At 68.3% G+C, this 25,913-nt stretch carries 28 protein-coding genes; 17 read left to right on the top strand and 11 right to left on the bottom strand.

The features are described from left to right. Nucleotides 1-98 precede the first annotated feature (98 nt). The 4 genes from AB7P10_RS08625 to AB7P10_RS08610 all read left to right on the top strand — a co-directional run bounded on the left by AB7P10_RS08625 (nt 99) and on the right by AB7P10_RS08610 (nt 1,937). Nucleotides 99-386: a GNAT family N-acetyltransferase gene (locus tag AB7P10_RS08625; RefSeq protein WP_428293437.1), complete on the top strand. Its 288-nt coding sequence runs from the start codon at nt 99-101 to the stop codon at nt 384-386. A 134-nt stretch (nt 387-520) separates the two neighbouring features. Further along, the gene (locus tag AB7P10_RS08620) at nt 521-1,153 is read left to right on the top strand and encodes a TetR/AcrR family transcriptional regulator (protein ID WP_428293436.1); all 633 of its coding nucleotides are present in this window, start codon (nt 521-523) and stop codon (nt 1,151-1,153) included. A gap of 53 nt (nt 1,154-1,206) precedes the next feature. Beyond that, nucleotides 1,207-1,329 carry a hypothetical protein gene (locus tag AB7P10_RS08615; protein ID WP_428293435.1) on the top strand — a complete coding sequence of 41 codons (123 nt, stop codon included), beginning with the start codon at nt 1,207-1,209 and terminating at the stop codon, nt 1,327-1,329. Next, nucleotides 1,326-1,937: a DNA-3-methyladenine glycosylase I gene (locus AB7P10_RS08610; protein WP_428293434.1), complete on the top strand. Its 612-nt coding sequence runs from the start codon at nt 1,326-1,328 to the stop codon at nt 1,935-1,937. Before AB7P10_RS08615 ends, AB7P10_RS08610 begins: the two co-directional genes overlap by 4 nt. A gap of 28 nt (nt 1,938-1,965) precedes the next feature. On the opposite strand, the gene AB7P10_RS08605 is transcribed toward AB7P10_RS08610, so the two are convergent. The 3 genes from AB7P10_RS08605 to AB7P10_RS08595 all read right to left on the bottom strand — a co-directional run bounded on the left by AB7P10_RS08605 (nt 1,966) and on the right by AB7P10_RS08595 (nt 6,145). Continuing rightward, nucleotides 1,966-2,646, bottom strand: a complete 681-nt coding sequence (locus AB7P10_RS08605) for a MarC family protein (RefSeq protein ID WP_428293433.1) — start codon at nt 2,644-2,646, stop codon at nt 1,966-1,968. Nucleotides 2,647-3,046: 400 nt separating this feature from the next. Then, nucleotides 3,047-5,512: a sensor histidine kinase gene (locus tag AB7P10_RS08600; RefSeq protein WP_428293432.1), complete on the bottom strand. Its 2,466-nt coding sequence runs from the start codon at nt 5,510-5,512 to the stop codon at nt 3,047-3,049. 129 nt (nt 5,513-5,641) lie between these two features. Next, a complete protein-coding gene (locus tag AB7P10_RS08595; RefSeq protein ID WP_428293431.1) occupies nt 5,642-6,145 on the bottom strand; it encodes a MarR family winged helix-turn-helix transcriptional regulator in 504 nt (167 codons plus the stop codon). A gap of 385 nt (nt 6,146-6,530) precedes the next feature. On the opposite strand from AB7P10_RS08595, the gene AB7P10_RS08590 reads away from it, so the two are divergent. From AB7P10_RS08590 to AB7P10_RS08575, 4 genes are read left to right on the top strand one after another with little or no spacing between them, the layout of a single operon-like run. Further along, nucleotides 6,531-7,496 (top strand): Bug family tripartite tricarboxylate transporter substrate binding protein, encoded by a 966-nt coding sequence (locus AB7P10_RS08590; RefSeq protein ID WP_428293430.1) that lies wholly within the window; start codon nt 6,531-6,533, stop codon nt 7,494-7,496. 23 nt (nt 7,497-7,519) lie between these two features. Beyond that, nucleotides 7,520-8,851, top strand: a complete 1,332-nt coding sequence (locus AB7P10_RS08585; RefSeq protein ID WP_428293429.1) for a sulfatase family protein — start codon at nt 7,520-7,522, stop codon at nt 8,849-8,851. A 60-nt stretch (nt 8,852-8,911) separates the two neighbouring features. Beyond that, nucleotides 8,912-10,594 carry a SulP family inorganic anion transporter gene (locus AB7P10_RS08580; RefSeq protein WP_428293428.1) on the top strand — a complete coding sequence of 561 codons (1,683 nt, stop codon included), beginning with the start codon at nt 8,912-8,914 and terminating at the stop codon, nt 10,592-10,594. Nucleotides 10,595-10,625: 31 nt separating this feature from the next. Further along, nucleotides 10,626-11,099, top strand: a complete 474-nt coding sequence (locus AB7P10_RS08575) for an acyl-CoA thioesterase (protein ID WP_428293427.1) — start codon at nt 10,626-10,628, stop codon at nt 11,097-11,099. An 11-nt stretch (nt 11,100-11,110) separates the two neighbouring features. Here the strand turns inward: AB7P10_RS08575 and AB7P10_RS08570 are convergent, their stop codons facing one another. Next, a complete protein-coding gene (locus AB7P10_RS08570) occupies nt 11,111-12,268 on the bottom strand; it encodes an ABC transporter substrate-binding protein (RefSeq protein WP_428293426.1) in 1,158 nt (385 codons plus the stop codon). A gap of 137 nt (nt 12,269-12,405) precedes the next feature. Next, nucleotides 12,406-12,951 (bottom strand): MarR family winged helix-turn-helix transcriptional regulator, encoded by a 546-nt coding sequence (locus AB7P10_RS08565; RefSeq protein WP_428293425.1) that lies wholly within the window; start codon nt 12,949-12,951, stop codon nt 12,406-12,408. Nucleotides 12,952-13,090: 139 nt separating this feature from the next. Here AB7P10_RS08565 and AB7P10_RS08560 point away from each other — a divergent pair, with 139 nt between their 5' ends. From AB7P10_RS08560 to AB7P10_RS08545, 4 genes are read left to right on the top strand one after another with little or no spacing between them, the layout of a single operon-like run. Continuing rightward, entirely contained in the window at nt 13,091-13,453 is a 363-nt protein-coding gene (locus AB7P10_RS08560) for a hypothetical protein (protein ID WP_428293424.1), read from the top strand. Then, nucleotides 13,453-14,295: a class III extradiol dioxygenase family protein gene (locus tag AB7P10_RS08555; RefSeq protein ID WP_428293423.1), complete on the top strand. Its 843-nt coding sequence runs from the start codon at nt 13,453-13,455 to the stop codon at nt 14,293-14,295. The genes AB7P10_RS08560 and AB7P10_RS08555 overlap by 1 nt, the downstream gene beginning before the upstream one ends. Then, nucleotides 14,295-15,473 carry a 4-hydroxybenzoate 3-monooxygenase gene (locus tag AB7P10_RS08550; protein ID WP_428293422.1) on the top strand — a complete coding sequence of 393 codons (1,179 nt, stop codon included), beginning with the start codon at nt 14,295-14,297 and terminating at the stop codon, nt 15,471-15,473. The genes AB7P10_RS08555 and AB7P10_RS08550 overlap by 1 nt, the downstream gene beginning before the upstream one ends. Before the next feature lie 13 nt (nt 15,474-15,486). Continuing rightward, nucleotides 15,487-16,482: a Bug family tripartite tricarboxylate transporter substrate binding protein gene (locus AB7P10_RS08545; RefSeq protein WP_428293421.1), complete on the top strand. Its 996-nt coding sequence runs from the start codon at nt 15,487-15,489 to the stop codon at nt 16,480-16,482. On the opposite strand, the gene AB7P10_RS08540 is transcribed toward AB7P10_RS08545, so the two are convergent. Continuing rightward, entirely contained in the window at nt 16,469-18,154 is a 1,686-nt protein-coding gene (locus AB7P10_RS08540; protein WP_428293420.1) for an FAD-dependent oxidoreductase, read from the bottom strand. The genes AB7P10_RS08545 and AB7P10_RS08540 overlap by 14 nt on opposite strands. Nucleotides 18,155-18,204: 50 nt before the next feature. Between AB7P10_RS08540 and AB7P10_RS08535 the strand changes: the two genes are divergently transcribed. Beyond that, nucleotides 18,205-18,690 carry a MarR family winged helix-turn-helix transcriptional regulator gene (locus AB7P10_RS08535; protein ID WP_428293419.1) on the top strand — a complete coding sequence of 162 codons (486 nt, stop codon included), beginning with the start codon at nt 18,205-18,207 and terminating at the stop codon, nt 18,688-18,690. Between the two features lie 19 nt (nt 18,691-18,709). Here the strand turns inward: AB7P10_RS08535 and AB7P10_RS08530 are convergent, their stop codons facing one another. Continuing rightward, nucleotides 18,710-18,952, bottom strand: coding sequence for a glutaredoxin family protein (locus AB7P10_RS08530; RefSeq protein ID WP_428293418.1), 243 nt, complete (start codon nt 18,950-18,952; stop codon nt 18,710-18,712). 112 nt (nt 18,953-19,064) lie between these two features. Between AB7P10_RS08530 and AB7P10_RS08525 the strand changes: the two genes are divergently transcribed. From AB7P10_RS08525 to AB7P10_RS08510, 4 genes are read left to right on the top strand one after another with little or no spacing between them, the layout of a single operon-like run. Continuing rightward, entirely contained in the window at nt 19,065-20,291 is a 1,227-nt protein-coding gene (locus AB7P10_RS08525) for a helix-turn-helix domain-containing protein (protein WP_428293417.1), read from the top strand. A gap of 48 nt (nt 20,292-20,339) precedes the next feature. Beyond that, nucleotides 20,340-21,041, top strand: a complete 702-nt coding sequence (locus tag AB7P10_RS08520; protein ID WP_428293416.1) for a hypothetical protein — start codon at nt 20,340-20,342, stop codon at nt 21,039-21,041. A 36-nt stretch (nt 21,042-21,077) separates the two neighbouring features. After that, complete coding sequence (locus AB7P10_RS08515; protein ID WP_428293415.1) at nt 21,078-21,854, top strand: DUF899 domain-containing protein; 777 nt, start codon at nt 21,078-21,080, stop codon at nt 21,852-21,854. Between the two features lie 22 nt (nt 21,855-21,876). Then, nucleotides 21,877-22,518 carry a hypothetical protein gene (locus tag AB7P10_RS08510; protein ID WP_428293414.1) on the top strand — a complete coding sequence of 214 codons (642 nt, stop codon included), beginning with the start codon at nt 21,877-21,879 and terminating at the stop codon, nt 22,516-22,518. Here the strand turns inward: AB7P10_RS08510 and AB7P10_RS08505 are convergent. The 4 genes from AB7P10_RS08505 to AB7P10_RS08490 all read right to left on the bottom strand — a co-directional run bounded on the left by AB7P10_RS08505 (nt 22,460) and on the right by AB7P10_RS08490 (nt 25,817). Next, on the bottom strand, nt 22,460-23,761 hold the full coding sequence (locus tag AB7P10_RS08505; protein WP_428293413.1) for a TRAP transporter large permease: 1,302 nt from the start codon (nt 23,759-23,761) through the stop codon (nt 22,460-22,462). The two genes, AB7P10_RS08510 and AB7P10_RS08505, sit on opposite strands and share 59 nt — an antisense overlap. Beyond that, nucleotides 23,758-24,258, bottom strand: coding sequence for a TRAP transporter small permease (locus AB7P10_RS08500; protein ID WP_428293412.1), 501 nt, complete (start codon nt 24,256-24,258; stop codon nt 23,758-23,760). Before AB7P10_RS08500 ends, AB7P10_RS08505 begins: the two co-directional genes overlap by 4 nt. Before the next feature lie 23 nt (nt 24,259-24,281). Continuing rightward, complete coding sequence (dctP, locus tag AB7P10_RS08495; RefSeq protein ID WP_428293411.1) at nt 24,282-25,271, bottom strand: TRAP transporter substrate-binding protein DctP; 990 nt, start codon at nt 25,269-25,271, stop codon at nt 24,282-24,284. Between the two features lie 72 nt (nt 25,272-25,343). Then, nucleotides 25,344-25,817, bottom strand: a complete 474-nt coding sequence (locus AB7P10_RS08490; RefSeq protein WP_428293410.1) for a type II 3-dehydroquinate dehydratase — start codon at nt 25,815-25,817, stop codon at nt 25,344-25,346. Nucleotides 25,818-25,913: the final 96 nt, after the last annotated feature.

Below are 25,913 nucleotides of genomic sequence, written 5' to 3'. Positions count from 1 at the left end.
GCCCGCAACCACCGGCGTTGCGGGCTTCGTCGCTTCTGGCGCCCCCTGGGCTGCGGTGATAGTCTGCCCTTCCACCAACCGTCCTCATCGAACACACCATGCCACACGCCATCCAGCATCAGGAAAACGCCTCCAAGGGAGCCTTCTTCGTCCAGCCGGGCGGGCAACGCCTCGCCGAAATGACCTACAGCCGCACCAGCCCCACGCTGATCATCATCGACCACACCGAGGTGGACGAGAGCCTCAAGGGCCAGGGCGCGGGGCGGCAACTGCTGGACGCGCTGGTGGCCTGGGCGCGCGAGACGCGGACGAAGGTCATCGCCCTGTGCCCGTTCGCGAAGGCGCAGTTCGAGAAGGACGCGTCCCTGCGCGACGTGCTCATGTGACGGTGCCGCGCGCGCCCAACGACTGCAGGCCACGGCGTGCCGCACCAGCGCCGGACGTGTGAATTGACATCGTAGGACAGTTGACCTAAAGTCTCGCCGACCCATAGGACAACCGTCCAAATCGTGAAGAATTCATGACCACCACACGCGACCACATCGTCCAGGCGGCGGACACCCTGTTCCATGAGCAAGGCTTCGAGCACACCTCGTTCGCCACCATTGCGGAAGCCGTGCAGATCTCGCGCGGCAATTTCTACTACCACTTCAAGTCGAAGGACGAAATCCTCGACGCCGTGATCGCCGCGCGACTGGAGCGCACCCGCGCGATGCTGGCGCAGTGGGAAGCCGACAGCGCGACACCTCAGGACTGCCTGTATGCATTCATCGAGATGCTGGTCCGGAATCAGACCAGCATCATGCGCCACGGCTGCCCCGTGGGCACTTTGTGCAATGAGCTGGCCAGGCTCGGCCACGAGGCCCAGGAGGGCGCCAACGCGATCCTGGACTTGTTCCGCGAATGGTTGCGCGAGCAGTTCGTCCGCATGGGCCACGGAAAGAACGCGGACGCCCTCGCGATGCACCTGCTCGCGCGCAGCCAGGGTGTGGCCACGCTGGCCCTGGCGCTGCGCGACCGGGCCTTCGTGCTGCGCGAGGTGGACCAGATGCGCGCCTGGGTGGCGTCCTGCGCGCCCGCCGGCGCAACGGCCACGGCGGCGGCAGCGCCGCGCCGCCGTGCTCTGTCTTCGTCATCAAAAGGGAGGAAATGATGTTTGTGGTTTTTCTCCGGTTCTCCGCCAACCCGGGTTCGGCGCAGCAGCACATGGCAGACCATCAGGCATGGCTGCGGCAAGGGTTTGAAGACGGCGTGTTCCTGCTGGCGGGCAGCCTTCAGGACCGCCAGGGTGGTGTGGTGCTGGCGCATGGCACCACGCGGGAAGCATGAGCACGACCCTTCCCGGCGCGGACGGCCAACCGCGCTGCCGCTGGTGCGCCGCGGCGCCCGAGTTTCTGCACTACCACGACACCGAATGGGGTTTTCCGGTGACCGACGACCGCCGGCTGTTCGAGAAACTGTGCCTGGAAGGTTTCCAGTCGGGCCTGAGCTGGCGCACGATCCTGGCCAAGCGCGAGAACTTCCGCGCGGCGTTCCAGGGCTTCGACTTTCACCGCGTCGCGCGGTTTGACGAACGCGATGTCGCGCGCCTGCTGGACGACAGCGGCATCGTGCGGCATCGCGGAAAGATCGAGGCGGTGATCCACAACGCCCGCATGGCCCGGGAACTGGTCCAGAGCGAAGGCTCGCTGGCGGCCTACTTCTGGCGCCATGAGCCCGACGAGGCGGACCTGGGGCCGCCGCAGACCGCCTCCACCTCATCCGCCTCGCAGGCGCTGGCCAAGGACCTCAAGAAGCGGGGCTGGAAGTTCGTGGGCCCGACAACGGTGTACGCCTTCATGCAGGCGATGGGCTTGATCAACGACCATGCGCACGGCTGCCTGATCCGTCCCATGGTGGCCCAGGCCCGCAAGGCGCTGCGGCGACCAGCGGGTTAGGGCCTGTCAACACAGGCGTGAACAGGCCTCACGCCAGAAGCAAGCCGCGCAGCAACTCGCTCACACCGTCCCACACGATCTGCACGCCCAGGCACAGCAGGATGAAGGCCGAGAGGCGCAGGAAGATCATGGTGCCGGCCTCGCCCAGCGGACGCAGCAGGCGCTGGGCGTAACGGAACGCGAGGTAGAGAACCACCCCGATGACAAACAGCGCGACCACGCCACCACCCATGTTGGCCAGCGAGATGGCGAGCCTGTCGTTGTGCAGCGAGACGCCCACGGTGATGGCCGCCGCGATCGAGCCCGGACCGCAGCTGACGGGAAAGGTCAGCGGGTAGAACGCCTGGTTGCGCGCGTGCTCGGGCGTGAACGCCTCGGCCAGCGCGGCGCGGCGGTCCTCGCTGGCGTGGCTGGCGTTGAGCAGGCGCCAGGCGGCCGACGCCACGATGAGGCCGCCGCCCACACGCACGATCGACAGCGAGATGCCGAAGAAGTCGAGCACGTAGGAGCCGATCAGCATCGACCCCACCATGAGCGCGAACATGTTGCGCGCGATGCGCCGCGCCAGCAGCGCGCGCGTGGACGGGCTTGCGCCCGCCGTCAGACCGAGAAAGATCGGGGCGGTGGCCGCGGGGTTGAGGATCGGCAGCAGGGCAGCAAAAACAAAGAGAAAGCTCTTGCCCAGCGCCAGCAACAGTTCAAACGTCATAGGGCAAGCCTCCTCAGGGGAACATTGGCGGTCCGGACATGTCGCGCTTGACGACGACCAGGACAGGACCGGCCGAGACATTGAGCTGCATGGGGCGCCTCCAGAGAGTGTCGGGTGATGGCTCCGCGCGGCCGGGCGTTGCGCAACAACGAAACGGCGGGGTTCGACCTGCGGAGCAGGCCCGAAGGCTTGGGCGCGGGCACCTGCCCGTGGTGAGGAAAAAGACGGAGGCGGTGGCCCGATGTGTCAGGTGCGCCCGGCAAGCCAGGGTGCGCGCTGTGGGCGGCGGGCTTGAACCCGCTGAGCGGGTGGTGTGTTCCGGGACTGTCAGCAAGGGCCGGCACCGCGGCGCGCCCGAGGCGCGCCCGAGCTGCCGTCGGGAACAGCTATTGTGCCGCACTCAGCGCAGTGTCTCCCGCGCAGGCAGCGTGAAGAAAAACGCCGCGCCTTCGCCCACCACGCCCTCGCCGCGCACCCAGCCGCCGTGGCGTTCGATCACGCGCTCCACGGTGGTCAGGCCCACGCCGGTGCCCTCGAACTCGTGGTGCGCATGCAGGCGCTTGAAGGGCTCGAACAACTGGCCGGCATAGGCCATGTCGAAGCCGGCACCGTTGTCGCGCACGCAGAACTCCAGCAAGCCGTCGCTGCGCGGTATCTGCGTAAACGCGATCACCGCGTCGGCGGATTGCGCGGTGTACTTCCAGGCATTGCCCAGCAGGTTCTGCAGCACCACGCGCATCAGCCCCTGGTCGGCGAAGGCCGTCATGCCGTCGTCGATATGCCAGCTCACCTGCCGGTTCGGGTCGCTGGCGACGAGTTCGGCCGCCACGAGGCGCGCCATCTCGCTCAGGTTGACCGGCTGGTGCCGCAACTCCGCGCGGTTCAGGTGGGCCAGGCGCAGCATGTCGGTGATCAGTTGCCCCATGCGCCGCGCCGACTTGCGGATGCGCTCGACATAGGAGCGGCCCTCGGGCGTGAGGTCCTCGCCGAACTCGTCGGCCAGCAGGCTGGCATAACCGTCGACGCTGCGCAGCGGCGTGCGCAGGTCGTGCGAGACGCTGTAGGCAAACGCCTCCAACTCGCGGTTGAGCACCGAGAGCTCGCGCGTGCGTTCGGCCACGCGGTGTTCCAGCTCCGCGTTGAGGCGCTTGAGCGACTCCTGGGCCGTTCGCAGGTCGGTGACGTCCTGCACCGTGCCCGTGCTGTGCACCGCGCGGTCGCCCTCGTACTGGGAAAATCCGCACTGGCGAACGTGCTTGATGCGCCCGTCCTTCATGAGCAAGCGGTGCACCACATCGTAGGGCTGGCGCGTGCGCACGGACTCGTTGTACACAGTCGTCACCAGCTCGCGGTCGTCGGGATGCACGACCGAGAGTATCTGCCGGAATGCAGGCTTCTGCGCCGGATCGAGCTCGTAGATCCGGTAGATCTCGTCCGACCAGGTGAGCACGTTGCCCACCAGATCGCGCTGCCAGTTGCCGATGCGGGCCAGCCCCTGCGCCTCCTTCAGCCGCACCTCGCTCTCGCGCAGCGCCGCCTCGGCGCGCTTGCGCGCGGTGATGTCGTGCAGGGTGAATTGCATCAGGACGCGTCCTTCGGACTCGAAGCTCATGAGGTGAACCTCGCCATCCCACCGCGTACCGTCCGGGCGCTCGTGCAGCCACTCGAACACGATGCTCTGCTCGCGCCGCGCCTGCTGCATGTAGTGCCGTGCCTTCTCGGACGACGGCGTGCCGTCGTACTGCACCGCCGCCGACACCTGCATGGGCGTTTTTCCCAGCACGTCCGCGCGCGACCTGTAGCCATAGATCCGGCGCGCGGCGTCGTTGCAGTCAATGAAACGGTCGCTCTGGGCGTCGATCACCACGGTGGGCACGTGCGAACTCTCGAACAGGCGCACGCGAAACGCCTCGCTGGCGGCCACCGCCGCCTCGTGCCGGGCCACCCTGGACAGCAACACCATCACCACCGCGCCCAGCGCCACCAGCAACACCGAGAGCAAGGAGACGACCGCGCGGCTGCGGGCCAGGGCCGGCGCCAGCGGCGCCAGCACGGACGCGTCGGCCAGACCGACCACCATGATCAGGCCGGTATTGGCCAGGCGCTGCCAGCCATAGGTGCGTGGAATGCCGTCGAGCAGGCCGCTGACGTGGTAGATGCCACTGGTTTGCTCGGGATACACCAGGTAGGACCGGTCCGAGGGCACGCGCGAGGCCATGGCATTGAGGTTGTCGCGGCTGCGCGCCAGGAAGTTGCCGCGCCGGTCGATCAGGCTCACCACATCCTTGTCGGAGAGCTGCAGCGATGCCAGCCGCCCCGCGAGATAGGTCGTCGACACCAGCAGGTTGACGGTGCCGTCGAAACGACCGTCCCGCAGGATCGGCCGGTTGATGACGACCGTCCACTCCTTCGCGATGCGCGAATGCACCGGCTTGCCGATGTAGGTGCGGTCGACCCCGCCGCCGTCGCGTTGGGCCTGGAAATGTTCGCGGTCCCCCACGTGGGTCTCACCCCGCATGCCCAGACTGTCGTACACCACCTGTCCCTCGGCATTGGCGACCGACAGGTGCGTGACCATGCCCGGCGGCAGGGTGGCCAGGCCCACCCGCGCCATCGGGTCGAAGCCCTCCGGGTCCAGCAGCCACTCGCGCCGCAGGTCCTGCAGCGCCACGTCCACGCTGGCAATGAGCGCTTCGACCTGGCCACCCATGGCGTCGGCCAGTTGCAGGCTGCGCTGCTCGGCCTGCGTCAGCACCTGTTCGCGCAATTGCGCCTGCGCGCGGTCGGACTGCCACCAGAGAAGGCCCGTGGCCAGCACGGTCATGGCGGCCACGAGCGCGACCAGATTGCGCCGGCGGGCGTTCATGAGGGGCTCGCTGACCGGGGGTTGGGCATGGCTTCCTTCGAGGAGTGCGGCACGCCATTGTTGCGGGCGGCGGCACAACCCGGGAGGGTATTTTCTCGGGAAAAACGCGTATAGGCGGCGACCCCGTCGCTACGCCGTGTCGTCGCGCGCAACGCCGGCTCCGGCACTTGCCGCCAGCATGCGGGTGGCCTGCGCCTGCAGCGCGTCCACCGCCGCATCGAGCACCTTTCGCTGCGCGTCTGTCAGGCCCGCGACCAGTTCGCGGTTGATGGCAATCACGCGCGGGTGGATCGCGTCGTACAGGCGCCGCCCCTGCTCGCTCAGGTAGACATGTACCTCGCGCCGGTCAGAGGGACGCGGCTGGCGCACGATCAGCTGCTTGGCCGCCAGCCGCGTGAGCGTGCGCGAGGTGCGGGCCCGGTCGAGCATGGCATGTTCGGCCAGCTGCGAAGACAGCACCCCCTCGCCTTCCGCCAGGAACGACAGCAGACGCCACTCGCGCCGCGTGATGCCGAACTCCGACTCGCACATGGGAATGACCAGCCTGCCGGCCGTGACGTGCAGGCGGTACAGCCGGTAGAGCAACAGGTCGTCCTGGTGCAGGGGATGTGCAAGCCGGTCGGCGTCGGACATGGAACTAGGGCCTGTTCACACTATTTTTCCAAGTGCGAATGGGGTGGAAACAGCGCCAATCGAGGTGCGCGACGACGGCCAGACCGGGCGTCTGGCCTAGGCGTGCAACGAAGAGTGGCGCTGTTTCCACCCCATTCCCTTCGGGTTGCGGCCAAAAAGGCCATGCGCGGCGTTGCGAAGCCTTGCCGGGGGCAAACCCCGGCTGCGTTTCGCGCCTTGCGCATGGCCTTTTTGATCCGCAACGCATCCTGGAAGAATAGTGTGAACAGGCCCTACCCTCAGGGAAAACACCCGCAATGATTGATTTCTGCAATTGATTGTCCCTGCATAGCATGGTGGGCCGCATCGGGAACACCCGCACGCCAGCCCCTTCAGGAGACACGCCATGACGACCCGCCGACACCTGCTGCTTGCCACCGCCTCCCTTGCCACGGCCGTTGGCCTGCCGGCGCACGCCCAGCCACTGGACGGCCCGCTGCGCCTGGTGGTGCCCTACGCACCCGGTGGTTCCACCGACCGCGTGGCGCGCCTGGTGGCCGACAAGCTCGGGCCGAAATTGGGCATGACCGTGATCGTGGAGAACAAGACCGGCGCCGGCGGGCGCCTGGCCGCCCAGCAGGTCAAGACCACCCCCGCCAACCAGAACGTGCTGCTGCTGGGCAACCCGGCCGTGATGGTGGTCGCACCCCTGGTGTTCAAGGACACCGGCTACGACCCCGACAAGGACTACCAGCCGGTGGCGCAGGCCAGCAGCTACGAGTTCGGCGTGGCCGTGGGCGCCGGGGTGCCGGTGCGCGAACTCAACCACCTGCTGGCCTGGCTGCGCGCCAACCCCTCCCAGGCCAACTTCGGCGTGCCCGCCACCGGCAGCCTGCCGCACTTCTTCGGCCTGATGGTGGGCGAGAAGGCCGGCGTGAAGGCCCAGGTGGTGGGCTACCGGGGTTCGGGTCCGCTGGCGGCCGATCTCATCGGCGGCCAGGTGCCGATGGCCTTCGACACCTTCGACACCCTGCTGCCGCAACACGAGGCGGGCAAGATCCGCATCCTGGCGGTCTCGAGTGCGAAACGTTCGCCCTTCGCCCCCGACATCCCGACCTTCCGCGAGGCCGGCCTGGACATCACCGCCGACGGCTGGAACGCCTTCTTCGCGCCCGCGAGCATGCCCGCCGCCCGTGTGGAGCAGCTGGGCAATGCCATCCGCGACGTGATGCAGGACCCCGAGACCGTCAAGCGCTTTCAGGAAGCACGCATGGCGCCGGTCGCCGCCTCGCCCGCACAGACACGCGCCATGCTCGACGCCTACCGGGCGCAATGGGCCCCCGTGGTACAAAAATCGGGCTACCAGCCCTGAGCCCCCTCGACATCCAGGCATTCATGACATCGAAACGTCCCAACATCATCTACATCGTCTGCGACGACCTCGGCTATGCCGACCTCGGCTGCTACGGCGGGCGCGAGGCCGACTTCGGCGCGGTCTCCCCGCACATCGACCGGCTGGCCGCCGGCGGCATGAAGTTCACCCAGGGCTACTCGAATTCACCCGTGTGCTCGCCCACGCGCTTCGCCCTCATCACCATGCGCTACCAGTACCGCCTGCGTGGCGCCATGGAAGAGCCGATCAACAGCCGCAGCAAGGGCAGCACCACGCTGGGCCTGCCGCCCGAGGTGCCGACCCTGCCCTCGCTGCTGAAACAGGCCGGTTACCACACCGCGCTCATCGGCAAATGGCACCTGGGCTATCCGCCGGCGTTCGGGCCGCGCCGCTCGGGTTATGACGAGTTCTTCGGCATCATGGCTGGCGGGGTCGACTACTTCACCCACTGCTCGTCCAGCGGCGAGCACGATCTCTACATCGACGAGGACGAGCACCACGAGGTGGGCTACCTCACCGACGTGCTTTCGCAGCGCGCGGTGGACCACGTGCACCAGCGCGCGGCCGACGCGAAGGCGGGCACACCCTTCATGCTCAGCCTGCACTACACCGCGCCGCACTGGCCCTGGGAAACACGCGACGACGCGCACGTGGCCAGCGACGTGGCAAAAAACCTGTTCCACCTGCACGGTGGCGACGTGCAGACCTACCGTCGCATGATTCACCACATGGACGAAGGCATCGGCAAGCTCATGGCCGCGCTGCGCGAGCACGGGCTGGACCAGGACACGCTGGTCGTCTTCACCAGCGACAACGGCGGCGAGCGTTTCTCGGACAACTGGCCGCTGGTGGGCGGCAAGATGGACCTGACCGAAGGCGGCATCCGCGTGCCCTGGATCGCGCACTGGCCCGCCGCGATCCCGGCCGGCACGGTGAGCACACAGCACTGCATGAGCATGGACTGGTCGGCCACCCTGCTCGAAGCCGGGGGCGGCCAGCCGCACCCGGACTGGCCCATCGACGGCGTGAGCGTGCTCGACGTGCTGCGCGATCCTTCGCGGCGCTTTGAGCGGCCGCTTTACTGGCGCATGAACCACCGCGGCCAGCGCGCCCTGCGCGACGGCGACTGGAAGTACCTGCAGGTCGATGGCCACGAATACCTGTTCAATATCGCGAAAGACGAGCGCGAACGCGCCAACCTCGCCCCGCGCGAGCCCGAGCGGCTGGAGCGCATGCGCGCGCAATGGTTGGCCTGGAACGAGACCGTGCCGCCAATCCCGGCCGACGCCACGGTGAGCCTCGGCTACTCCGCGAAGGACATGCCGCAGAGGTAGGGTGCTCCCCGCTGCGCCGCTGCGCGGCTTCCCGCACACCGACCCAAGTACGATCGGCGCATGAGCCGAATGAGACGACTGCTGCCCTTCCTGGCCTGGCCGCGCCCTGACGCGGTCTTGCTGCGTGGCGAGGCCATGGCCGGGCTCACGGTGGGTCTCATGGTGATACCGCAGGGGGTGGCGTACGCGGCGCTGGCCGGCATGCCCCTGGTCACGGGCATCTACGCCTCGCTGCTGCCCGCACTGATCGCGGTGCTGTTCAGCGCCTCGCCGCGCCTGTCCGTCGGCCCCACCGCCCTGACCTGCCTGCTGGTCGGCGCCTCGCTCACCGGCCTGGCCGAACCCGGCAGCGCGCAGTGGATCGCGCTGGCGGTGTGGCTGGCCCTGCTCTCGGGCCTGCTGCAGATCGTGCTCGGCTTCGCGCGCTTCGGCTGGCTGCTCAACCTGGTCAATTCGCCCGTGCTCATGGCCTTCACCCAGGCTGCGGCCGTGCTCATCATTGCTTCGCAGCTACCGGCTCTGCTGGGGTTCACCGACTGGGATGCGCTGCCGCAGCTCCAGGTGCACTGGCCGGCCCTGGCCTTCGGCGTGGTCAGCTTCGCGCTGCTGGTGCTCGCGCGGCGCTGGCGGCCGGGCTTTCCCACCGTGCTCGCGGTGGTCGTGGGCAGCGCGGCCGTCAGCGCCGCCACCGGCTTCGAGGCGCGCGGCGGCGCGGTCATCGGCAGCCTGCCGCAGGGCCTGCCGGCGCTCTACCTGCCGGAATGGCCGGGCTGGCGCACGCTGGGCCAGCTGGTGCTGCCCACGCTCGTGATCACACTGGTGAGCTTTCTGGAAACGGCCTCCAGCGCCAAGGTGGACAGCGGCCAGCGGGGTCAGCGCTGGGACCGCGACCAGGACTTGATCGGCCAGGGCCTGGCCAAGCTGGCATCCGGGTTCAGCGGCGCCTTCCCCACCAGTTCCTCGTTCTCACGCTCGGCCCTCAACCTGTACGCGGGTGCGCGCACCGGATGGGCCACCGTCTTCTCGGTGGCGGTGGTGGTGGTCACGCTGCTGCTGTTCGTGCCCATGCTGCACCACGTGCCGCTGGCCGTGCTGGCGGCCATCGTGCTGGTGGCGGTGATGGGCCTGATCAAGCCGCGCGCCTTCCTGCACCTGTGGAAGATCTCCCGCGTGGAAGCCGTGACCGCGGGCGTCACGTTCGCGGTCACGGTGCTGGCCGCTCCGCGCCTGTACTGGGGCGTGCTGGCGGGCGTTCTGATGGCGCTGTCGCACTTCCTGTTCATGCGGCTGCACCCGCGCATCATCGAAGTCGGCCTGCACCCGGACGGCAGCCTGCGCGACCGCCACCTGTGGAAGCTGCCGCCACTGGCGCCGGACCTGTACGCGCTGCGCATGGACGCCGCGCTCGATTTCGCCACCGCCAACGGCTTCGAGCGCGCCATCACCGAGCACGTGGCCACCCACCCGGGCACGCGCCATGTGATGCTGGTGGCGCACCCGATCAACTGGATCGACGCCACCGGCGTCGAGGCCTTCGGCCGCGTGCGCGAACAACTCGACGACCGCCGCATCGAGTTCCACCTGGTCGGCATCAAGCTGCCGGTGGAGAACGTGCTGCGAATGGCCGGCCATCTGGAGGACAATCCGCGCCTGCACATGTACCGCACCGAGGCCGAGGGCCTGCGCGCGATGACCGCGCTGGCCGAGGAAGCCGCGGCAGCGGCGCAGGCCGAGCCCACCTGAGATTTCCGGACCACGACACAAGGCCCCTGCCATGGAACTGCCCCGACACCAGCTCAGCATGACGGTGCTGATGACGCCCGACACCGCCAACTTCTCGGGCAAGGTCCACGGGGGCACCATTCTCAAGCTGCTCGACCAGGTCGCCTACGCCTGCGCCAGCCGGTACGCCGCCGCCTACGTGGTCACGCTCAGCGTCGACCAGGTGATGTTCCGCCAGCCCATCCATGTGGGCGAACTCGTGACCTTCCTGGCCTCGGTGAACCACACCGGCAGCTCGTCGATGGAGGTGGGCATCAAGGTGCTGGCCGAGAACATCCGCACGCAGGCGCAGCGCCATGTCAACAGCTGCTTCTTCACCATGGTGGCGATGGACGATTCGGGCAAGCCCCAGCCGGTCCCGCCGCTAACGCCGGCGACACCGGACGAACACCGCCGCCACGCTGCGGCCGCACTGCGCAAGACCATGCGCCAGGAGATGGAGCAGCGCTACGCGGCGATCCGCTGAACGCTACGGCGTCACGTGCGGACCTTGCCGTCGCCGGTGAGCATGGACAGCTCGGCGAAGCGCGAGGCCACGTGGTCGTTGGGACTGATCGACACCTGGAAGCCCCCGAAGGACTGGTCGCCGATCGCTTCCATGCCGCTGATGAAACTGTCGCGCGTGAGGTTCTTGCCCGGGGCGCGGCGCAGGCCCTCGGCGAACAGCTTGGCCGACAGGAAACCCTCCATGCTGGAGAAGTTCGGCTGGACCTTGTTGCCCCCTTTGCCAATCAGTTCCAGGAACTCGCGCGTGATCGGCTTGGACGCGCTGTACGGCGTGGGCACGACCTGCGACACCACCACGCCGGCGCCGTCCTTGCCGAGCTCGTCGGCCAGGGCCTGCGTGCCCACGAAGGACACGTTGTAGAAGGTGCCACCGTAGCCGGCCGCCCGCGCGGCGCGGATGTAGGCCGCGCACGACTTGTAGGCGCTGATCTGCACCACCGCGTCGGGCTTGGCCGCGGTGATGGTGGCCACCGCCGCGGCCACGTCCACCGAGTTGCGCTCCACCGTGGCCGTGGCCACCGGCTTGAGGCTGCGCGCGGCCAGCGCCAGCGTGGTGCCGTCCAGGCCGGCCTTGCCGTAGCTGTCGTTCTGGTGGAAGACCGCGATCTTGTTGAGGCCGAGGTTGGTGAGCTGGCGCACGATGAGCGCGGTCTCGTCGTTGTAGGACGCGCGCAGGTGAAAGGCCAGGCGGTTGAAGGGCTGGCGCAGACCCATGGCGCCGGTGAACGGCGCCACGAACGGCGCCTGGCCCTTGGTGGCCAGCGGCAGCGCGGCCAGACTGGTGGGCGTGCCGATGTAGCCGAACAGCGCGAACACGTCCGCGGCCAGCAGCTTGGTGGTGTTCTCGGCGCAGCGATCAGGCTCGTAGCCGTCGTCCATCTGCACGATCTCGATGCGCTGACCACCCACGCCGCCCTGCGCATTGAGGGCATCGAAGTACAGCTTCGCGCCGGCATGGAACTGAATGCCGAGCTGCGCCGCCGGGCCGGTGAATGCGGCCGACTGGCCGAGCACGATGCGGTTGCCCGACTGGGCGCGCAAGGCAGGCGCGCCCAGCACCGCAGCGCCGGCCACGAGGCCGTTGAATGCGCGACGCGAGATGCGGAGGGAGGACTTCGTAGGGTTCATTCGGGCTCCAGCGCAAGAGGAATGCCAGGGCGCCACAGCATGTGTGACGAAAGGTTTCCATGCTATCGGGTACCCACCGGGGTACCGTTTCACTGGGCGCCCGGATTCAACCGCTCATCGGTCCACTCCAACCAGCTTCAACCGCCCAGTCTCGGTAGGTCATCCATCCGCCCCACGGAACCGCGCCTGCGACCACCATGGCGTCGATCCGCCTTCTCCACCAGCGGCCTGGACCTGATCAAGTCGTCCGCCGCACCCGTCAGCTTGGTGAGTGCGAGATCAAACGCTTCAAGCTCTCTGGGGGTCAGCGTGGCCAGCACAAGATTGTTGAGCTGGACCGACTGGGGAAAGAACTCCGTGTGCAGCGCACGCCCGCGCGCGGTGATGTCCACCCGGGCACGGCGCCGGTCGTCTGGATCACCTATGCGCGCGAACAGCTTCTTGGTCACGAGATCCGACACGTGACGCGAGACGCGCGGTCGTTCAAGGTGTGCGCGCTCGGCCAGTTGTGAGGGTGACATCGCCCCATGATCGACCAGTATGCAGATCAGGCGCCATTCACGCCGGGTGATGCCATAGCGCCCTTCGCAGATCCGTGTCACGAGCGCGCCACTGCTCGACAGCAGGCGGCTGAGTCGGTAGTTCAGCAGATCGTCGACGGTGGCAGGTTCGGCGAATGACATGGCGAAGGACCGAAAAATTGAAAGCGGCCAGTGTGAACGCGCACCTTTCCATTGGCAAGCGAAGACAAGGTAGTTGTATAGAAGAACTACGGCATCCGCTCCTAGACTGACTTTCAGTGTCCCACCCTGGAGCCTTTGAATGACGCAACAACTGCCCTCGCAGGGCTTGAAAATTTTCGACTCGGACGTGTTCGACCTCAACATGTCCTGGCGCGGTCTGCGCATCAACACGATGTGCAACGCCCTCTCCGATCCGATCAACCGCGAGGCCTGCAAGGCCGACGAAGAGGCCTTCATGGATCGCTTCGGTCTGATGGAAGCGGAGAGGCAACTGGTGCGTGAGCGGGACTTCGGTGGCCTGCTCGCCGCCGGCGGCAACATCTACTTCCTGCTCAAGCTCGGCGTTGTCACTGGAAACGGCCTATATCGGATGGGTGCACGCATGCGTGGCGAAACCCACGAGCAATTCCTGGCCACCCGCAACGACAGTGGAGCCGTGTGATGGGCAAGATCATCGCCGGCATCGGCACCTCCCACGTTCCTTCCATCGGCGGCGCCTACGACCGCGGCCGCACCCAGACCCCCGCCTGGAAGCCCCTGTTCGACGCCTACGTGCCGGTGCGCGAATGGCTCAACGAGATCAAGCCCGACGTGGCCATCATGGTCTACAACGACCACGGCGCCGACTTCTTCTTCGACAAGTACCCGACCTTCGCCATCGGCTGCGCCGATCGGTATGCGATTGCCGACGAGGGTTTCGGCACGCGGCCGCTGCCGGCCATTCCGGGCGATCTCGCCTTCTCGCAGCACCTGTGCCGCTCGCTGGTGTACGACGAGTTCGACATCACCGTCTGCCAGAAGATGGCCGTGGAGCATGGGTTTCTTGTGCCCATGCACCTGTGCTTCGACCACAACGACACCTGGCCCGTGGCCTCGGTGCCGATCGCGGTGAACGTGCTGCAGCACCCGCTGCCCACGGCGCGCCGTTGCTATCGTCTGGGCCAGGCGATCCGCCGCGCGGTGGAGAGCTACGAGGAACGCGACCTGCGCGTGGCCATCATCGGCACCGGCGGCATGTCGCACCAGCTCACCGGCAAACACTTCGGTGACATGCAGCGCGACAACGACCTGGATTTCCTCGACCGCATCGAGAGCGACCCCGAAAGCCTGACCGGCCTCACGCACCAGACGCTGATGGAGCGCTTCGGCGTGGAAGGCATCGAACTGATCATGTGGCTGGTGATGCGCGGTGCGCTCTCGAACGACCTGACGCGGATGCACCGCAACTACTACGCGCCCATGACGACCGGCATGGGCCTGATCACGCTCGAGGAGACCGTCTGATGCGCACCCAGGTCGGCATCATCGGCGCGGGCCCCGCCGGTCTCATGCTCTCGCACATGCTGCATCTGGAGGGCATCGAATCCGTGATCATCGAGCGCTCGGCGCAGGAACACGTGCAGAACCGGCTGCGGGCCGGTGTGCTGGAACAGGGCACGGTGGAAATGATGCGCTCGCTGGGCCTGGGCGAACGCATCGACCAGCTCGGCCTGGAGCAGCACAGCATCGATTTCCGGTTCGGCGGTGAGTCGCACCCGATCAACTTCCACGAGGCCACGAACGGCCGCAGCGCCTGGGTGTATCCGCAGCACGAGGTTGTGAAAGACCTCATGACCGCGCGCACCGCGGCGGGGGCGCAGATGCTGTTCGAGACGCCGGTGACCGCGATCGAGGGCAGCACCGGGCCGAAACCCGTGATCCGCTTCGAGAAGGACAGTGTCGCGGGCGAGCTGCATTGCGACTTTGTCGTGGGCTGCGACGGCTTTCGCGGGATCAGCCGCCAGGCCATTCCGGCCAGCGAAGGGCAAGTGCACGACCGCATCTACCCCTTCGGCTGGCTGGGCATCCTGGCCGAGGCACCACCGGCGACCAACGAAGTGGTGTGGGGCTGCCACGAGGATGGCTTCGCGATGATGAGCATCCGCACGCCCACCATCACCCGCCTGTACCTGCAGTGCGCGCCCGACGAAAACCCCGACAACTGGTCCGACGACCGGATCTGGTCGGAACTGCACAAGCGACTCGACGTGCCAGGCATGCCTCCCATCCAGGAAGGCCGCATCACGCAGAAGGGCGTGACCGCCATGCGCAGCTTCCTGTTCGAACCCATGCAGCATGGGCGCCTGTTCCTTGCGGGGGATGCCGCGCACATCGTGCCGCCCACGGGTGCCAAGGGCCTGAACTCCGCCATGGCCGACGTGATGGTGCTGGCCCGCGCATTCGAACGGCACTACCGGCGGGGCATGGACGACCTGCTGGATCGGTATTCGCGGACCTGCGTGAAGCGCATGTGGTTGGTGCAACGCTTCTCCGCCGGCCTCTGCACGATGGTGCACAGCTTCGCGCGAGACAGTTCGTTCATCCGGCGTCTGCAGCGCGCCGACCTCGAGTACATGACGGGCACGCACGCGGGCCGTCTGCAGTTTTCCGAGAACTTCACCGGCCTTCCCATCGACGCATAAAGGAGACTCCCAGATGAATCAACTGCCCGCCCACTCATCGATCCGCCGCACTCTGCTGGCCTGCGCCTGTGCAGCGCTTATCCTCCCAGGTGCTGCAACGGCCCAGGTCACGGGTTGGCCAAGCAAACCGGTGCGCGTGATCGTGAACTTCCCGCCCGGAAGCTCACCCGACGTGCTCGCGCGGGCGGTCTCGCAGCCGTTGCAGCAGGCGCTGGGCCAGCCCGTCATCGTCGAGAACCGCGCGGGTGCCAGCGGCATGATCGGCGCCGAAGCGGTGGCCAAGTCACCCTCCGATGGTCACACACTGCTGATGACGGCGGGAAGCGCCATCACCACCAACCCGTTCATCTACGCGTCGATGCCGTACGACAGCGACAAGGACCTCGTGCCGGTCGCGGCGGTGGCCCGTATCACGCTCTTCCTGGTGGTCCGGGCCGATTTGCCGGCCAAGACCGCCCGGGAGTTTCTCGCGCATCTGAAAGCCAACCCTGGAAAGCTCAGCTACGCCTCGGCCGGCAACGCTACCGGCCTGCACCTGGCGGGCGAGATGCTCAAGAGCCAGGCCGGCGTATACGCGCTGCACGTGCCCTACCGCGGATCCACACCCGCGCTGCAGGACCTGCTCGCCGGGCAGGTGGACTTCCTGTTCGACCCCGGCATCAGCCTGGCCCACGTGCGCAGCGGCAAACTGCGCCTGCTCGCGGTGGCCGGCCTGCAGCGCTCGCCCGCGTTCCCGGACGTGCCCACGCTGAGCGAGGTGGGTCTCAAGGGTTTCGATGCCGGTCAGACACACGGTTTCTATGCACCCGCTGGCACGCCCGCCGCTGTGGTGGAACGGCTCAACGCCGAAATCAATCGCATCCTGTCCACTCCTTCGGTGAAGGCACAGATCGAGATGCTGTCCGCGGAGCCCTCACCACTCACGGCGGAAGCGTTCGCTGCCTTGATGGCCGAGGACAGCAAACGCTATGGCGCGCTCATCCGGGAGCGCGGCATCAAGGCCGACTGAGCGCCACGCGCGCCCAGATGCCGGTCGCATCTCGCGTGTCCGTGCCCCGCCACGCGATCACCTGATCCGGCCGCACCAGCAGCAGGCCCTGGTCCAGCAGGTTGCCCACTTCGGCCGGGTCCAGTGTCAACGACTTCACGTCGAGCCCGACCGTAGTGCCGGCATCCACCAGCAGCCGGGCAACGGGCTCGCGACCCATGGGCACAAGCACGGTCCACTCGAACCCCAGCAGGTCGTACAGCGAGCGCTCGCCCGCCAGCCAGCGGTGGGGCAGGCGTCCGCCCGGCTGGGTGGAAGGCACGTATTCGTTGGCCTGGTCGGGTGGCACGTTCGCCGGGTCGCTGAACACGAGCGGTGAGGCGTCGCAGCGCTCGCCGAAGGTCACGCCGGGGATGTTGAACTCGCGCCGCACGTGCGCGCCCAGCACCTCGCCGGCCTGCGCGCGCAGGGCCTCGCCCGCGGCGCCATCGGCTTCCAGCGCCGGCGTTGCCTCGAACAGCCCGACCGAATCGGCGAACTCGCGCGCATACGCCGTGTTGCGCTGCCCGATCGGGCGGCGCTCCTGTTCGTAGCTGTCCAGCAGCGCCGGGTGGGCCTGGCCCTTGACCACGGCGGCGAGCTTCCAGCCCAGGTTCACCGCGTCACCCACCGCGGTGTTGTAGCCCAGGCCGCCGGTGGGCGTGAACAGGTGGGCCGCGTCGCCCGCGATGAACACCCGCCCGCGCTGGTAGCGCTCGGCCACCAGCGAGTGGCCCGCGATCCAGATGCCGGTGGACAGGATCTCGATGTCGATGTCCATGCCGCTGGCCTGCGCGAAGATGCGTCGCGCGTCGTCTTGCGTCCAGTCCTCGGGCGTTTCATGCGGGTGCACGGCGGCGTGGAAGGCAAACTCGCCCCGGCCGTCCACCGAGGCCATGAAGACGCGGCGCTCGTGGTTGACCGACACATACATCCACGCGATGTCGTGCGGGAATCGCTGGTAGAACGCCGGCGCGCGCAGGTAGATCGCGAACATCCGGCCGCCCATGAACTGCCGCTGCAGGCCGGATGCACCCACCATCTCAATGCCCAGCGCGGCACGCACGCCGCTGCGCGCACCGTCCGCACCCACGAGATAGCGTGCACGCACCGGCACCGGCGTACCGCCTGCGACCGGCACCACCTGCGCCAGCACGCCGTCACCCCGTTCTTCGAACGTCTCCAGACGCCAGCCAAAGCCGATGCGCCGGCCCGTGCGCTGCTCGGCGTGCTCGCGCAGCACCGCCTCCACGTACTTCTGCGACACCCGGTGCGGCAACTCGGCCGCGCTCCACGAGCCGGACATCGTCTTGATCCGCTCGGTCGCCTGCGCGGCGGTGGGCAGGCGCAGGCGTGCCAGCTCGTGCCGGGCAAAGCGGGTGAAATAGGCGATGTCGGTCGGGTGGTCGCCCGGCAGGCCGAGCGCGCGCACCTGTTGCGCGATGCCGATGCGGCGGAAGTGCTCCATGGTGCGCGCCTGCGTCGCATTGGCCTGCGGGTTGAAAGCCGTCGTGGCCTTCGGGTCCACCACCAGGCAGGCTACATTGCGCAGACCGAGTTCGTTGGCCAACATCAGGCCACAGGGCCCGGCACCCGCAACCAGCACGTCCACCACCAGATCCCGGCCCTCGGCCTGCGCCTGCTCCAGCGTCATCGTCCTTGTCTCCGATTTAGTTAGGCAACCTAAGCAAAATCATTGTACGCATGGGAACCGGAATCCGACAACCCCGCCGACCCGCCCCGGACGCCTGGCGCCTGGCCAATGCCGGCCGCGTGCTGGGCGACGCCGTGACCCGTTTCGAGTCGCGCGTGCTCGAACTCATGGCCAGCGCCGGCCACGCCGAAACGCGGCTCTCGCACGTCAACCTCACGCGCCACCTCGACCTGGGCGGCACGCGCATCACCGAGCTGGCGCGCCGCGCGCGCATGACCAACGCCGCCATGACCGAGCTGATCGACCAGTGCGAAGCGCTGGGCCTGGTGGTGCGCGAGGTCGACCCCAGCGACAAACGCGCCCGCACGGTGCACTTCACCGACGCGGGACGCGAATGGCTCACGGCCTTCGGCCAGGCCGTGAAGAAAGCCGAACGGGAGCTGCTGAAGGAGATCGGCCCTGAAGCAGCTCAAGTGCTGCTGCAGGGCCTGGCGCGCTATGCGGGGACGGTGGAGTCGATCCGCGCGACGGGATGAACCTACTGCTGCGACGCCGTCACCGCCCCATCTGCGCCAGCGCCGCCTGCAGGCCCGCCAGGCCGCCCACGCGCTGGTCGTTGATGAAGATCTGCGGCATCTGCCGCACGGACGGGCCGCACTTTTCGTAGAACGCGAGGCGTTCGGCCTCGTCGTCGATCCGGATTTCCTCGAAGTCCAGCGAGCGGGACTTGAGCAGCATCTTGGCCGACTCGCATTGCGGGCAGGCGGACTTGGAATAAACGGCGATCTTGAGTGACATGGGCCGGAGTTTACGGGGCCGACATGTCCGTCGCGTCCACCGGGGCATCCAGAAAACCGGCAAACGCTACAGTGACCCCCATGCCCGCAACGGCCCGCGCCCGACCCCTCCCATGGATTCCCTGATCGCTGCCTCCGCGCGCGCCCTCGCGGCCGGTGACGCGCTCGGTGCGCTCAAGCACGTCGCCCTGCGCGAAGACCCGCCGGCGCTGGCCCTGCGTGGCATCGCGATGGCGCAGCTTGGCGAGCACCCGCGGGCGCGCGAGCTGCTGCGGCGCGCGGCGCGTGGCTTTGGCGCGCACGAGGCGGTGTTCCGCGCGCGCTGCGTCGTCGCCGAGGCCGAGGTCGCGCTGGCCCTGCGCGACGTGGGCGGTTCGCCGCGCGCGTTGCTGGCCGCCGCGACCACGCTGGAAGCGCACGCGGACCACGCCAACGCGCAGCATGCGCGCCTGATTGCGCTGCGCCGCCTGCTGCTGCTCGGTCGATTAAGCGAAGCCGCCACGGCGCTGGCGGGCATCGACGCGGGCCACGGCATGCCGCCTTCGCTGGCCGCGCTGGCGGAGCTGGGCGCAGCCGAACTGGCCTTGCGCTCGCTGCGCACCGGCCCGGCGCGCGCGGCGCTGCAGCGCGCGCACGCGGCCGCCCTGCGCGCGGGCGTGCCGGCGCTGCTGGCCGAAGTGGCCGAAGCCCGGGCCGCGCTCGAGCAGCCCGCCGCACGGCGACGAAGACCCGATGGCACCGATCAGACCCTGCGGCTGGACGAGGTCGAGGCGCTGCTGGCGTCGGACGCGCTGGTGGTGGACGCCTGCCGGCGCGGCCTGAGCGCGGGCGCCGACTGGCAGCCACTGGCGCGGCGGCCGGTGCTGTTCGCGCTGCTGCTCGCACTGGCCGAGGCCTGGCCCGCCGACGTGGAGCGCGAGGATCTGATCGCGAACGTGTTTCGCACCCGCCGCCCGGACGAGACCCACCGCGCGCGCCTGCGGGTGGAGATCGGCCGCCTGCGCGCGCTGGTGAAACCGCTGGCGCGCGTCGAGGCCACGGCGCGGGGTTTTTTTCTGATGCCGCACGACACGGTCGAGGTGGTGGTGCTGGCACCACCCATTGCCGGCGAGCAGGCCGCGCTGCAGGCGTTGCTGGCCGATGGCGCGGCCTGGTCGACTTCGGCGCTGGCGCTGGCGCTGGGCGCGAGCCAGCGCACGGTGCAGCGCGCGCTGGCCGAGCTGGAGGCCAGCGGCCGCGTGCGCGCCATCGGGCAGGCGCGCGCGCGGCGCTGGCTGGCACCGCCACTGCCCGGATTCACGACAGCTTTGTTACTCCCCGCCGCGCTGCCGTTTGCGTAGAGTGCTTTCACGGCGCCGATTTCCGCACGCGCCACAAGGAGCCCTCCAATGCCGACGACCACCGCAGAAGCCACACGCCAGCGCAAGACAGACAACCGCCCCACCGCCCCCGCCGAGATCGTGCGCGAGTACGGCCCCTTCGAAGGCGCCGTCAATGTGAACGGCGTCACCCACGACGGCAGCCGCGTCTGGGTGGCCCTGGGCGCGCGTCTGGACGCCATCGACCCACATACCGGCCAGACCGTGCACACGCTGGCCCGCGCCGGCGACGCCGGCACCGCCTTCGACGGCAAGCACCTGTACCAGATCGCCGAGGCGCGCATCGACAAGATCGACCCCGCAACCGGCCAGGTACTGGCATCGATTCCCGCGCCCGGCAACGGCAACGACTCGGGCATGGCCTGGGCCGAAGGCAGCCTGTGGGTGGGCCAGTACCGCGAACGAAAGATCCACCAGATCGACCCCGAGACCGGCGCCATCCAGCGCACCATCGAGTCCAACCGCTTCGTCACCGGCGTCAGCTGGGTCGATGGCGATCTGTGGCACGGCACCTGGGAAGGCGACGAAAGCGAGCTGCGCCGCATCCACCCCGAGAGCGGCGCGGTGCTCGAACGCCTGGTCATGCCCGAGGGCGCGGGCGTCAGCGGGCTCGAGTCCGACGGCGCCGACCTGTTCTGGTGCGGCGGCGGTGGCAGCGGCAAGCTGCGCGCCGTGCGCCGTCCCAAGGCCGCGGGCCGCGCCACCGCCTGAGCCCGCCTCCGCCACCTTCGCAAGGAGCGACACACCATGAACACATCCGTCCACACCAGCCCCCCACAGCACGCTGTGGTGTCCCCCGACCAGTGGCTCAAGGAACGCAAGGCGCTGCTCGCGCGCGAAAAGGAACTGCTGCGCCTGCAGGACCAGATCGCCCGTGAGCGCCGCGCGCTCCCCTGGACGCGCATCGACAAGCCTTACACCTTCGACACACCCGAAGGCCCGCGCGCGCTGGCCGATCTGTTCGAAGGCCGTGGCCAACTGATCGTGCAGCACTTCATGCTCGGCGCGGGCTGGGAACAGGGTTGCCCGAGCTGCTCGTTCATGGCCGACCACACGGACGGGATGACGGTGCACCTCGCGCAGCGCGACATCGCCTTCGTCGCCGTCTCGCACGCGCCGCTGGTCGAGATCGCGCGCTTTCGCCAGCGCATGGGCTGGAAGTTCCGCTGGGTGTCCTCGCACGGCAGCGACTTCAACCACGACTTCCACGTCAGCTTCACGCCCGAGGAAGAGGCGCGCGGCGAGGTCTACTACAACTACCGCATGCAGCCCTTCGAGATCGACGAGTTGCCCGGCATCAGCGTGTTCGTGAAGAACGGCGCGGGCGAGGTCTTCCACACCTATTCGGCCTACCGGCGCGGCGTCGAGGCCATGATGGGCACCTACCACCTGATCGACCTCACACCCCGGGGCCGCGACGAGGACGCCCTGTCCTACCCGATGGCCTGGGTGCGTCACCACGACCGCTACGAACCCGCGCCAGTCCCTGCCCCGGCCGGTGCCTGCTGCCAGGCGCACGCCTGAGCACCGGCGTGGTGAGCCCCGCATGTCGAATACGGCGTGGCCCTGGCTGGCGGTCGCGGGCCTGGGCGCCCTGCACGGGCTGAACCCCGCCACCGGCTGGCCCTGGGCCGCCGCCTGGGGCCTGCGGTCAAGGAACCACTCGCAGGTGCTGCGCGCGCTGCTGCCGATCGCGCTCGGGCATGCCGCGTCGGTGGCACTGGTGGTCGCCGTGGTGGCTGTGTCCGCGGCCTTCAATCGCATGCTCGACCTCGACGCGTTGCCCGCGCTGGCCACCGCCGCGCTGGCGCTGGCCATCGCCTTCCACCTGTGGCGGCATGTGCGCCGCCGGCCCGGCCCAACCGCGCGAGCCGTCCCGGGCGCGCACACCGGGCTGGCGCTCTGGTCGTTCGGTGTGTCGACCGCGCAGGGCGCGGGCCTGATGCTGTTGCCGGCCCTGGTGCCCATCTGCATGGGCAGCGGCGCGGTGCGCGAGATCACCGCTTCGGGCTCCCTGTCGCTGGCGCTGCTGGCCCTGGGCGTTCACACCGCCGCGATGCTCGCGGTCACCGGCGCGGTTGCGGCAGCGGTCTGCCTCGGCGTCGAGGCCACGCGCGGTCGATCGGGTGCTACCCCGAATAGCCCGCCAGCCGCGGCAGGAACAGCACCAGATCGGGCCAGAGCGTGACCAGCACCAGCGCGCCGATCATCACGGCCAGGAACGGCAAGGTCTCGCGCACCAGCGCCAGCAGCGAGACTTCGGCGATCTTGGTCATCATGAACAGCAGCAGGCCGTAGGGCGGCGTCACCAGGCCGATCATGATGTTGAGCACCGCCACCACGCCGAAGTGCACCGGGTCGATGCCCAGCGCGACGGCCGTGGGCAGCAGCACCGGCAACACCACCAGGATGATGGTGGAGCCTTCAAGGAAGGCGCCAAGCAGCAGCAGGATCAGGTTGATCAGCAGCAGGAAGGCCACGGGCGAGAGGTCGTAGCCCTGCAGGAAGGCGCTCAGCGTGGCCGGGATGTTCTCGGAGGTGATGACGTAGTTGAACACCAGCGCGCCCGCGATCAGCATGCCGATGGAGATGCTGGTGCGCGCGCTGGTGATCAGCGAGCGGTAGATGTCGCCCCAGCCCAGGCTGCGGTACAGCACCACCGAGATCAGCAGGGCGTAGGCGGCCGCGAGGCCGGCGGCTTCGGTGGGCGTGGTCACGCCGCTGTAGAGGCAGCCCAGCAGGATCACCGGCAGCATCAGCGCCGGCAGCGCGTCCAGCGTGATGCGCGGCAACTCGCGCAGCGGCACGGGCGCCTCCACCGGGAAGTGGCGGCGCCGGGACATGACGTAGATCAGGCCCATCTGCACCGCGCCCATCAGCAAGCCGGGCAGCACGCCCGCAATGAACAGGTAGCCGACCGAGGTGCCCGAGACCAGGGCGTAGAGCACCAGCGGGATGGACGGCGGCAGGATGGGGCCGATGACGGCGGAGACGGCGGTCAGCGCGGCGGCGAATTCGCGCGTGTACTTGCCGTCGCGCGTCATCATGGCCTGCATCATCTTGCCCGAGCCGGCCGCGTCGGCCAGTGCCGAGCCCGACATGCTGGCGAAGACGATGCTCTGCAAGACGTTGACCTGTGCCAGACCGCCGGGGAAGCGCCCGACGATGGCGTTGCAGAACCGCAGCAGGCGGTCCAGGATGCTGCCGCTGCTCATGATGGTGGCGGCCAGGATGAACAGCGGAATGGCCAGCAGCAGGAAGCTGGAGTAGGTGCCGTTGAGCAACTGCTCGGCCGCCGAGCCCATGTCCATGCCCTTGAGGTAGAGGTACAGCACGGAGCCGCCGATCATGGCGTGGCCGACCGGCACCCCCAGCAGGCTGAGCGCGATGATGGCCCCCAGGGCCAGGGAGATGGGGCTGGTGAAGTTCACGGCGCGGGGGTGGATGGATCCCGGGCGGGCGGCCCGGGGCGCCACAGGCGCACGATGGCCCGGAGCTGGCGTGCGATCACGGCGAGCGAGAACACGATGTAGATGGAATAGAGCCAGTCGAAGCGGATGTTCAGGTAGGAACTCTTCTCGACCTTCATGAAGGCCACATAGTCGTAGGACGCGGGCAGCGCCATGCCGAACAGCACGATGAGGCCCAGCGCGCCGACGGTGCCGATCACCGCATTGCCCCGCGGCCCGAAGAAGGCCTGCACGAAGTCGATGCGGATTTCCTCCTCGTCCTTCAGCACGAAGGCCGCACCCCAGAGCACCAGCCACAGCCAGGCCACCAGCGACAACTCGGCCGTCCAGCCCACGGGCCAGTTGAACACGTAGCGCAGGGCGATCTGGATGATGAAGGCGACGAAGATCACCGCGAGCAGGCCCGAGGCGATCACCTCCGCCACCCGGTGCAGGCGGGCAAGCAGCGTTCGAAGCATGGATGGCGGGTCCTGGGGCCTGCTCACTTCATCGCGTTGATCTTGTCGAGCATGCCGGCCGGCCAGTTCTTCGCGTCGTCCGAGGCCAGGTAGATCTTCTGCGCGTGCTCGCGGAAGGCGTTGACGTTGGGCGCGTACACGTCCAGGCCCTGGGCCTTGAAGCCGTCGGCCAGTTCCTTCTCGCGCTTGAGGTGCTCGGCCGTGCTCCAGGCGATGGCCTTGTCGGCGGCGGCCTGGAAGCTCTTCTGCTGCGCGGCGGTCATGCCCTGCCAGGTCTTCATGTTGACCGTGAGCAGGTCGTAGCCGACCAGGTGCGAGGTCAGCACGATCTGCGACATGACCTCGTTGAACTTCATGTTCTGCACGTTGGGCAGCGGGTTGTCCTGGCCGTCGATGGCGCCGGTCTGCAGGCCGGTGTAGGTCTCGGCGTAGGCCATGGGCGTGGGGTTGGCGCCGAGCGAGCGGCCCAGCAGCTGCCAGCTGTCGCCCGGGGGCATGCGCAGCTTCACGCCGGCCAGGTCGGCCGGCACGCTGATCTTCTTCTTCGGCTTGAGTCCGACCTGGCGCGTGCCGAAGAAGGTCGGGCCCAGGATCTTCACCTTGAGCTGGTCTTCCACCATCTTCTTCATCTGCGCGCCCAGGTCGCTGGCGAAGAAGGCGTTGAGGTGGTTGGCGTCGCGGAACAGGTAGGCCGAGGTCAGCAGCGACCAGGCCGGGATCTGCTTGGAGATGTCCTGCGGCGAGATGTTGCCCATCTCCAGGTTGTCGCGCTGCAGCGCCACGAGCTCGGTGCCCTGGCGGAACAGCGTGGAATTGAGAAAGGGCTCGACCTTGAAGTCGGCCGCCACGTCCTGGGCGAACATCTTGATCATCTCGGCCCGGATGTCCTTGTCGGAGAACACGGCGGCGAATCGCAGCGTGGGCTGGGCCTGGGCCCAGGTGGGCAGCGCGGCGGCGGCGGCCAGCGCGGCGCCGGCTTGCAGCGCATGGCGGCGGTTGGGTGTGAAGTTCATGGTGCTTGTCTCCTGTGGAACGTTGGTGGCGGAAAGAAAACGGGTGCGGGTGGCGAACGGCGTGGCCGCCCCTCAGGCGGGCACTGGCGCCTGTGCGGCGAGGCGCTCCATGACGGCGCGGATCGCCAGTTCGTACCCATAGGGCCCGAAGCCGCAGATCACGCCGGTGGCCGCAAGCGACACCAGGGACTTCTGGTAGATCTCCTCGCGGCGGTGGATGTTGGTGATGTGGACCTCGGCCAGTGGCTGGCAGAGCGTCTTGAGCGCGTCCAGCAGCGGGATGGAGCGGAACGACAGGCCGGCCGGGTTGATGATCACGGCCGCGGCCTTCTCGCGCGCCTCCTGCACCCAGTCCACCATCACGCCCTCGTGGTTGGTCTGGCGGAACTCGCAGCGCATGTCGAATTCGTCGGTCACGCGGCGGCACAGCGCCTCGACCTGCGCCAGCGTGGTGCTGCCGTACAGGTGCGGTTCGCGCAGACCCAGCAGGTTCAGGTTTGGGCCGTTGAGGATGTAGAGCGTTGCCGGCCCCGGCGGCTTGCGCATACAGTTGTCTCCTGCGTGTGTCGTTGGGGAAGCCTTGACGGCCTCGCATTGGGCCCCATTCTTGAACCGCCACAGGAAAGAGTTTCCACATTGGAA

The sequence above is a fragment of the Hydrogenophaga sp. genome (assembly GCF_050182545.1).
Lineage (GTDB): Bacteria > Pseudomonadota > Gammaproteobacteria > Burkholderiales > Burkholderiaceae_C > Hydrogenophaga.
This window is presented reverse-complemented; position numbering and strand designations above follow the sequence as displayed.